This window comes from Kitasatospora sp. MBT63, assembly GCF_000710465.2.
Classification (GTDB): domain Bacteria; phylum Actinomycetota; class Actinomycetes; order Streptomycetales; family Streptomycetaceae; genus Kitasatospora.
In genome coordinates, this window is record NZ_JAIZ01000170.1 from 25,522 (window position 1) to 34,418 (window position 8,897).

7 protein-coding genes are annotated in these 8,897 nt (G+C 73.1%); 4 read left to right on the forward strand and 3 right to left on the reverse strand.

Annotated elements, in window-relative coordinates:
• Positions 1–125: 125 nt before the first annotated feature.
• On the forward strand, positions 126–2,396 hold the full coding sequence (locus tag AA75_RS11965) for a family 2 encapsulin nanocompartment cargo protein terpene cyclase (RefSeq protein ID WP_199520311.1): 2,271 nt from the start codon (positions 126–128) through the stop codon (positions 2,394–2,396).
• 72 nt (positions 2,397–2,468) lie between these two features.
• On the opposite strand, the gene AA75_RS11970 is transcribed toward AA75_RS11965, so the two are convergent.
• Positions 2,469–3,668 carry an MFS transporter gene (locus tag AA75_RS11970; protein WP_033819900.1) on the reverse strand — a complete coding sequence of 400 codons (1,200 nt, stop codon included), beginning with the start codon at positions 3,666–3,668 and terminating at the stop codon, positions 2,469–2,471.
• A 164-nt stretch (positions 3,669–3,832) separates the two neighbouring features.
• Between AA75_RS11970 and AA75_RS11975 the strand changes: the two genes are divergently transcribed.
• On the forward strand, positions 3,833–4,285 hold the full coding sequence (locus tag AA75_RS11975) for a MarR family winged helix-turn-helix transcriptional regulator (protein ID WP_033819901.1): 453 nt from the start codon (positions 3,833–3,835) through the stop codon (positions 4,283–4,285).
• Positions 4,286–4,382: 97 nt separating this feature from the next.
• On the opposite strand, the gene AA75_RS11980 is transcribed toward AA75_RS11975, so the two are convergent.
• Together AA75_RS11980 and AA75_RS11985 are read right to left on the reverse strand one after the other, a co-directional pair.
• A complete protein-coding gene (locus AA75_RS11980; RefSeq protein WP_063794337.1) occupies positions 4,383–5,312 on the reverse strand; it encodes a hypothetical protein in 930 nt (309 codons plus the stop codon).
• Between the two features lie 2 nt (positions 5,313–5,314).
• Positions 5,315–6,670 (reverse strand): VWA domain-containing protein, encoded by a 1,356-nt coding sequence (locus tag AA75_RS11985; protein ID WP_033819902.1) that lies wholly within the window; start codon positions 6,668–6,670, stop codon positions 5,315–5,317.
• 256 nt (positions 6,671–6,926) lie between these two features.
• Between AA75_RS11985 and AA75_RS11990 the strand changes: the two genes are divergently transcribed.
• Entirely contained in the window at positions 6,927–7,427 is a 501-nt protein-coding gene (locus tag AA75_RS11990; RefSeq protein ID WP_033819903.1) for a DUF1269 domain-containing protein, read from the forward strand.
• Positions 7,428–7,551: 124 nt separating this feature from the next.
• The coding region (locus AA75_RS11995; RefSeq protein ID WP_033819904.1) for an FtsW/RodA/SpoVE family cell cycle protein at positions 7,552–8,897 on the forward strand (1,346 nt) is incomplete at its 3' end.

Consider the following 8,897-nt stretch of genomic DNA (forward strand, 5'->3'; position numbering starts at 1 on the left):
GCGCCTAGCCTCGTGACGGATCATCGGGGGACCGGCCTGTGCGACGGTGCCGGAATTCCGGGCCCAGTGCTGTCCGCCCTCGTTGATGTCATGGTGCCGCCATCGTCGACGAAGGGCCGACGCACGTGTCGCAGCCGTTTGAACTGCCGGATTTCTACCTGCCGTATCCGGCCCGGCTCAACCCCCATCTGGAGGAGGCCCGGGAACACACCAAGCGGTGGGCCCGTGAGATGGGGATGCTGGAGGGGTCGGGCGTCTGGGACGAGCACGACCTCGACTCGCACGACTACGCCTTGCTCTGCGCCTACACCCATCCCGACTGCGACGGCCCGGCGCTCTCGCTGGTGACGGACTGGTACGTCTGGGTCTTCTTCTTCGACGACCACTTCCTGGAGTTCTTCAAGCGGACCCAGGACCGCGAGGGCGGCAAGGCGTACCTGGACCGGCTGCCGGCGTTCATGCCGATGGACCTCGCGGCCGGCTTCCCCGAGCCGACCAACCCGGTCGAGGCGGGGCTGGCCGACCTGTGGGCGCGGACCGTGCCGAGCATGTCGATGGAGTGGCGGCAGCGCTTCGCGGAGAGCACCCGCAACCTGCTCGACGAGTCGGACTGGGAGCTCGCCAACATCAACATCCACCGGATCGCCAACCCGGTGGAGTACATCGAGATGCGCCGCAAGGTCGGCGGCGCGCCCTGGTCGGCCGGCCTGATCGAGTACGCGGCGCAGGCCGAGGTGCCCGCGTCGGTGGCCGGTTCGCGTCCGCTGCGGGTGCTCAGGGACGCCTTCTCGGACGGCGTGCACCTGCGCAACGACCTGTTCTCGTACGAGCGGGAGATCCTGGACGAGGGCGAGCTCAGCAACGGCGTCCTGGTCCTGGAGACCTTCCTGAACTGCACCACCCAGCAGGCCGCGGACGCCGTCAACGAACTGCTCACCTCGCGGCTCCAGCAGTTCGAGAACACCGTCTTCACCGAACTCCCCCCGCTCTTCGCCGAGACGGGCCTGGACCTGCTGGGCACGGCCCGGGTGATGGCGTACGTCAAGGGCCTGCAGGACTGGCAGGCCGGCGGCCACGAGTGGCACCTGCGCTCCAGCCGGTACATGAACGGCAGCGCGGACGGCGCCGCGGCGGCCACCCACTGGGAGCCGTACCGGATCGGCGGGATCGGCACCTCGGCCGCCGACCTGGGCCGGGCGGCCGGGCTGCTGGACGCGGGCAGCCGCCGGCGCAGCCACAGCCATGTGCCGCACCAGGAGGTCGGGCCCTCGCGGCTGCCGGAGTTCTTCATGCCGTTCGAGGTCAGGCTGAGCCCGTACCTGGACGGTGCCCGCGGGAACGTGGTCGGCTGGGCTCGGGAGATGGGCCTGCTGGACGTGCAGCCGGGGGACCCGGGTTCGCACATCTGGAGCGAGGAGAAGCTGGTCGACTACGACTTCCCGCTCTGCGCGGCCGGCATCGACCCCGACGCCTCGCCGGAGCAGCTGGACCTGAGTTCGGCCTGGCTGACCTGGGGGACCTACGCCGACGACTACTACCCGGTGGTGTTCGGCCGCTCCCGTGACCTGGCCGGCGCGAAGGCCTGCACCGAGCGGCTGGCCGCCTTCATGCCGGTGGACGCCGAGGCCATGCCGGTCCCGCTGACGCCGATGGAGCGCGCGCTCGCCGACCTCTGGCGGCGCACCGCCGGGCCGATGACGGTGGAGGCCCGGCGCAGGTTCCGCACGACGGTCGAGTCGATGACCGACAGCTGGCTCTGGGAGCTGGCCAACCAGGCGCAGAACCGTATCCCCGACCCGGTCGACTACCTGGAGATGCGGCGGGCGACCTTCGGCTCGGACCTGACCATGAGCCTGTGCCGGCTCGGGCACGGCAACGAGGTCCCGCCGGAGGTCTACCGGAGCGGCCCGCTGCGCTCGCTGGAGAACGCGGCCGCCGACTACGCCTGCCTGATGAACGACGTGTTCTCGTACCAGAAGGAGATCGAGTACGAGGGCGAGATCCACAACGGCGTGCTGGTGGTGCAGAACTTCTTCGACTGCGACTACCCGACCGCGCTGGCGATGGTGCACGATCTGATGACCTCGCGGATGCGGCAGTTCCAGCACGTCGCCGAGGTCGAACTGCCCCTGCTGTACGAGGGGTACGACCTGGGCCCGGAGGCGCGGGACGTCCTCGACGGCTACGTGGTGGAGCTGGAGAACTGGCTCGCCGGGATCCTCGAGTGGCACCGGGAGTGCCGTCGCTACGGTGAGGCCGATCTGGTCAGGCACTTCGGCGGCGGGCTGCCGCAGGCACCGCCGGAGGTCCCCGGCGGCAGGGCCGGGTTCGGCCGGCCGAGCGGCCTCGGCACCTCGGCGGCCCGGATCCTCGAACTCCTCGGCGCGGGCGGCTGATCCGCGCCGCCGGGTCGCCGCCCGTTCCCCGTGGACGGGTGGCGCCCCGGCGGCCGGGGCCGGCCGGCCGGTTCAGCCGACCGGTGCGGGCTCGGGGCGGGTGGCTGCGGGGGAGCGGTCGCGGGAGCGGCGCTCCAGGGTGACCGAGACGACGGCGAGGACCAGTGCGGAGGCGGCCAGCAGGGCGCCGACCCAGTTGGGGGCGGTCGCTCCGAGTCCCGCGGTGAGGACCAGTCCGCCGAGCCAGGCGGCGAGCGCGTTGCCGAGGTTGAAGGCGCCGATGTTGACGGCGGAGGCGAGGGTGGGGGCGTCGGCGGTCTGGTCCAGGACGCGCTTCTGCAGCGGCGGGACGGTGGCGAAGCCGAAGGCGCCGATCAGCGGGATGGTGAGCGCGGCGAGCGGCTTGCTGTGCGCGGTGAAGGCGAACAGGGCGAGGACCACGGCGAGCGAGCCGAGCGCGACGAAGAGCATCGGCATCAGCCTGCGGTCGGCGTAGCGGCCGCCGACCAGGTTGCCCGCGACCATGCCCAGCCCGAACAGCACCAGCAGCCAGGTCACCGAGCCGTCCGCGTAGCCGGCGGCCTCGGTCATCATCGGGCTGATGTAGGTGATCGCCGCGAACACGCCGCCGAAGCCGAGCACGGTCATCGCCATCGCGAGCACCACCTGGACGTTGCGGAAGGCCGCCAGCTCGCGGCGGATCCGGGCCTCGCCGCGGCGGGGGCGCTCGTCCTGGGGGATCAGGGCGGCGACCCCGAGCAGGCCGAGCACGCCGAGTGCGGCGACCAGGACGAAGGTGATCCGCCAGCCGAGCTGCTGGCCGATCAGGGTGCCGAGCGGGACGCCGACCACGTTGGCGACGGTCAGGCCGGTGAACATCATGGCGATGGCGCCGGCCTGCTTCTGCGGGGCGACCAGGCGGGCGGCGACGATCGAGCCGATGCCGAAGAAGGCGCCGTGGGCCAGGGAGGCGATCACCCGGCCGGTGAGCATCACGCCGAAGGTGGGGGCGGCCGCGGAGACCAGGTTCCCGGCGATGAACAGGCCCATCAGGGCCATCAGCATGCGCTTGCGGCTGATCCGGGTACCGAGCACGGCGAGGACCGGCGCGCCGACCACCACGCCGAGCGCGTAGCCGGTGGTGAGCAGGCCGGCGGTGGGGATCGGGATGCCGTAGGACGCGGCGACGTCCGGCAGCAGTCCCATGATCACGAATTCGGTGGTGCCGATGCCGAAGGCGCCGATCGTGAGCGCGAGCAGGGCGAGTGGCATGGGGGAGCCTCTCGGTGTGGTGGCGAACGGGGGTACGGGCTCCGACAGTAATTGCACGCGCCGATACTTGCAAACGCGTGATATCGGCTTGTGCCTTATATTGTCCACGCCGGATATTGCGCGCGTCGACTACCCTGGGCGGTACGACCCCGGAGGGAGTCCCGATGAGCCGACCCGAACCCGCGCTCGCCCAGGGCTGGTGTGCGCTGTCCGCGCTGCACGGCCGGATCGAGACGCACGTCGAACGGGCCCTGCAGGCCGCGCACGAGCTGAGCGTCCGCGAGTTCTCGGTGCTCGACGTGCTCAGCGCCCAGCACGACGGCGAGGGCGGCCACTTCCGGATGCACGAGCTCTCGGAGGCCGTGGTGCTCAGCCAGAGCGCGACCACCCGGCTGGTGAGCCGGCTGGAGGAGCGCGGCCTGCTCACCCGCTACCTCTGCGCCACCGACCGCCGGGGCATCTACACCGACGTCACCCCGGCGGGCCTCGCCCTGCTGGAGCTGGCCCGCCCGGTCAACGACACCGCGCTGCGCGAGGCGCTGGACACCGCCGGGCAGCGGCCCGAGTTCGCCCCGCTGGTGGCCGCCGTCCGGGCCACCGTCCCCGCCGGCGACTGAGCGGCCGGCCCCCGGCTGCGGACCGGAGGCGGCAACGCCGAAGGCCCGGCCGGAGCGGACTCCGGCCGGGCCTTCGGTGTCGTACGGGCGGTTCCCGTCAGCTGCGGTACGGGTCCGGCTGCGGGGCGTGCGGCTGGCGCTGGGCCGGGACCGGCCCGGCCGGGCGGCGCCCGCGCGGGTGGCGGGTCAGCGTGTAGCCCGCGACACCGGCCAGCGCGGCGAGCGCCCCGCCGGCGATGGTCCAGAACCAGCGGGTGTTCCAGCCGGAGAAGACGTCCGAGTACCAGTGCGACTCGGGCTCCGCCGGGGCCGCCGCCCGGGAGGCCGCCGCGTTCGGCGCGGCACTGCCGGTCGCCGCGGCGCCGGGGGCGGCGGTGGAACCGGCGTTGACCGGCGGCACCAGCGGCGCCTTCAGCGAACCGCCCTCCGGCTGGGCGTCGTCCGCCCCGCCCTTGGCGGTGATGTGCACCTGCACCTGGGCGGCCAGGCCCAGGTCGGGCTGCGGCACGTCGCCGACCGACAGCCGGACGTAGTACGTCCCCGGCAGCGGGTCGCCCGACCACGGCTCGGCCCAGGACCGGATCTGCCGGAGCGTGCAGCTCAGGCCCACCGAGGCGGCGCTCTGCTGGGCGGTGGCGTTCTGCGGGCCGGCCGTGCAGGACTGCCGGCGGCGCAGACCGTCGAACAGCTCCACCGACCAGGTCTGCGGGCCGGTCCGGTCCGCCGAGGGCGGCAGCGTGACGTTGACCTGCACGGTGTCGGTCTGGCCCTCGGAAGCGGCGAACGCCCAGTACAGGTAGTCACCGGTGGAGGCCGCCACGGTGGCGTCCTGGCCGGGCGCCAGGGTGGCGGCGGTCAGGAAGGTGGTGCCCGCGGTGGTGACCGGGCCGGCCGAGGCCGACGCGGACGGGGACGGTGAGGCGGAGGGCGAGGCGGCCGAGGCCGCCGGGGCCGCGAGCGCGGTCAGACCGAGCGCGAGCAGCCCGGCCCGCAGGGCCTTGAGCGGGGTACGCATCGTGGTACGCATCGTCAGTTCTCCCGCCAGACGGCGATTCGCCAGCGTGCCACCCAGCCGAAGACCAGTCCGGTGAGCAGGCCGGCCAGGGTCAGGGTGAGCAGCAGGATCCAGCCGCGGCCCAGGCCCATGGCCGGACCGTCGGGGGCGGGCGAGGCGGCCGCCACGTCCACCGTGAGCTCCAGTGGCAGGCCGGGGTCGGCCTGCACGCCGGGCTGTGCGGCGAAGGAGTTGCTGACGATCAGGCAGACCGTACCGTCGGCCGAGGGCCGGCCGGCCGCGGAGGCCGCCGCCGAGGACTTGCCGGAGGGGGCGGAGGGGCTGTCGGAGGCGTCCGGCGCGTCGGGGGCCGACCAGCGCACGCCGGTCGAGGCGACGTCGGTCCGGCCGCTGCCCGCGTCGCTGCCGCGGACCAGTTCCTGGCCCGCGGTGTCGGTGGCCTGCAGCAGCACCCCGTAGTCCCGGGCGACCGCCCGGTCCGGGGTGACGCTGACCGAGGCGCGCAGCTCCTGGCCGGCCTTGACCGGCACCCGGTAGACCCGGTGCTCGGAGAACTTCTCACGGTCGGTGTAGACGCCGGGGGTGAGCACCGGCGCGGTCTCGCACTTGTCGGTGCCGGAAGCCTTGGCGGGCGTCACGTTGTGGGTGTCGGCGGCGCGGCCGACCAGCTGCTTGACCTTCTGGGTCAGCTGCTCCTGGGTGCGCACGTCGGTGTAGGTGCCGCCGGTCGCGTTGGCGATGCAGAGCAGCTGCTGGCGGGTCTTGTCGTCGTGCGCGAGGCCGAGGGTGTCGACGACCAGCGGGATGCCCCGGGCGGCGAGCTCACGGGCCACGTCGCACGGGTCCGGCGGGGCGCAGGAGTCCTCGCCGTCGGTGATCAGCACCACCCGGCGGGTGGTCGGGCCGTCGCCGAGGTCCTGGGCCGCGCCGCGCAGGGCCAGGCCGATCGGGGTCCAGCCGGTGGGCCGCAGGGTGGCCACCGCGGTCTTGGCCTCGACCTTGTCGGTCTTGCCGACCGGGAAGAGCTGCTTGGTGTCCTTGCAGCCCTCGGTCTTGTCGTTGCCGGGGTAGGTGGCGCCCAGGGTGCGGATGCCGAAGTCGGCCTCCGGCGGGAGCGCGTCGATGACGTCGCTCAGCGACTTCTGGGCGACCGAGATCCGGCTCTTGCCCTGGATGTCCTCGGCCCGCATGGAGCCGCTGACGTCGAGGACGAGGTCGACCTTGGGGGCCTCGCGGGTGGCGGCGGGTGCGCCGCCGCTGGGTTCGTCGGCGTGGGCCGGGAGGCCGCTGAGCACCGCACCGGCGGTTATCGCCAGTGCGGCCAGCAGGCCTGCCGGCCGGGCCGGCCGTCGGGAACTGGTGGTCGTCACGGCCCGATCCTATGGATCATCAACTGGGAACACCCAATGTGCACCGGATCCGCGAACTTCCCTTGCCCGGGAAGGGATCGGACACCGCCGAGGGGAGGTCGGGCGGCGCGGCGGGCGGGTGCGGCGGTCCGGCAATATCGGACACACCGACAGGAAGCCCTATAAATATGGCTAATTCTCGTTAGGGTGCTCGAAGAGCCGGACCGGAGCCCGACCGAAGGGCCCGGCCCCCGCACCCGCCGGAAGGACCCCGCCCGTGAGCAACCTCTTCGCCATCGCCTACCCGGACCTCGCCACCGCCCAGAAGGTCCGGGACGAGACGGTCGGCCTGCAGAAGCAGAAGCTGATCGAGCTGGAGGACATCGTGGTCGTGGAGCGCCGCGAGGACGGGAAGATCAAGCTGCACCAGATGGTCTCCACCACCGGCGCGGGCGCCGCCACCGGCGCGCTGTGGGGCGGGGTGATCGGGCTGCTGTTCTTCATGCCGTTCCTGGGCGCGGCGCTCGGCGGGGCCACCGGCGCCGCGGTCGGCGCGTCCGCCGACGTCGGGGTGGACGACACCTTCATGCGCCAGGTCGGCCAGCACCTCCAGCCGGGCAGCGCCGCCGTCTTCCTGCTGGTCCGCAAGGCGACCGCGGACAAGGTGGTCCCGGCGCTGGCGCCGTTCGGCGGCGAGATCATCCAGACCTCGCTGACCACCGAGGAGGAGGAGCACCTGCGCGAGGCCGTCAAGGCCGCGCAGGGCGCCGCGGTCTGAGCCGGCCGGCCGCAGCGGCCGGACAGGGGCGGACCGGGCGGCGACCCGGTCCGCCCCTGTCCGCATCCCGGGACAGCACACGAGCAGGACCGCAAGCAGGACCTGAAGCAGGACAGGACGGCCCGTGGCCACACCCTCGGCGACCGCCCGGGCCGGCGCCCCCGCCGGACGGCCGGTCCGCACCCGGCGCAACACCGAACTCGCCCTGCTCGTCGCAGCCGTGCTGATCCCGGTCTTCGGCTACGCCGAGGTCGGCGCCAACCTGGACGGCCGGGTGCCCTCCGACGCCGCCGGGTACGGCACCGCGCTCGGCGTCCTTGCGCTGCTCGCCCACGCGGTGGTGCGCTGGAAGGCCCGGTACGCGGACCCGCTGCTGCTGCCGATCGGGATCCTGCTGAACGGGATCGGACTGGTCGTCATCTACCGGCTGGACCGGGCCACCCCGGGCAGCGCGGCCGCACCGACCCAGCTGCTGTGGTCGGCCCTCGGGGTGGCGCTGTTCATCGCGGTCGTCCTGCTGCTGCGCGACCACCGGATCCTGCAGCGCTACGCCTACGTGGGCGCGCTGGCGGCCCTGGTGCTGCTGGTCCTGCCGATCTTCTTCCCGCCGGTGTACGGCTCGCGGATCTGGATCACCATCGGTCCGCTCTCCTTCCAGCCCGGCGAGTTCGCCAAGATCCTGCTGGCGGTGTTCTTCGCCGCCTACCTGGCCGTGCACCGGGACGCGCTCGCCCTGACCGGCCGAAGGGTGCTGTGGTTCCAGCTGCCGCGCGGGCGGGTGATCGGGCCGGTGCTGCTGATCTGGGCGGCCTTCGTGGCCGTCCTGGTGCTGGAGACGGACCTGGGCACCTCGCTGCTCTTCTTCGGCCTGTTCGTGGTGATGCTGTACGTGGCCACCGCCCGCAGCGGCTGGATCGCGATCGGCCTGTTCCTGGCCGCGGTCGGGGCGGCGGGGGTCGGCTGGCTGTCGCCGCACGTGCACGGCCGGGTCACCGACTGGCTGGACCCACTCGGCTCGATCGCCGCAGGCCAGGGGCCCAACCAGATCGCCCAGTCGCTGTTCGCCTTCGCCTGGGGCGGGCTGCTGGGCACCGGACTCGGCGTCGGCCGGTCGATCCTGATCGGCTTCGCGGCCAAGTCGGACTTCATCCTCGCCACCATCGGCGAGGAGCTCGGGCTGGCCGGCCTGACGGCGGTCTTCCTGCTGTACGCGCTGCTGATCTCCCGGGGCTTCAGCACCGGCATCGCGCTGCGCGACCCGTTCGGCCGGCTGCTGGCGATCGGCCTCGCCGCCATCGTCGGGCTGCAGGTGTTCGTGGTGGCCGGCGGGGTGCTGGCGCTGATCCCGCTGACCGGGATGACGCTGCCGTTCATCGCCCAGGGCGGCTCCTCGGTGGTCACCAACTGGATCATCGTGGCGCTGCTGGTGCGGATGAGCGACCTGGCCCGCCGGCCGCCGCCCGCCGAGGC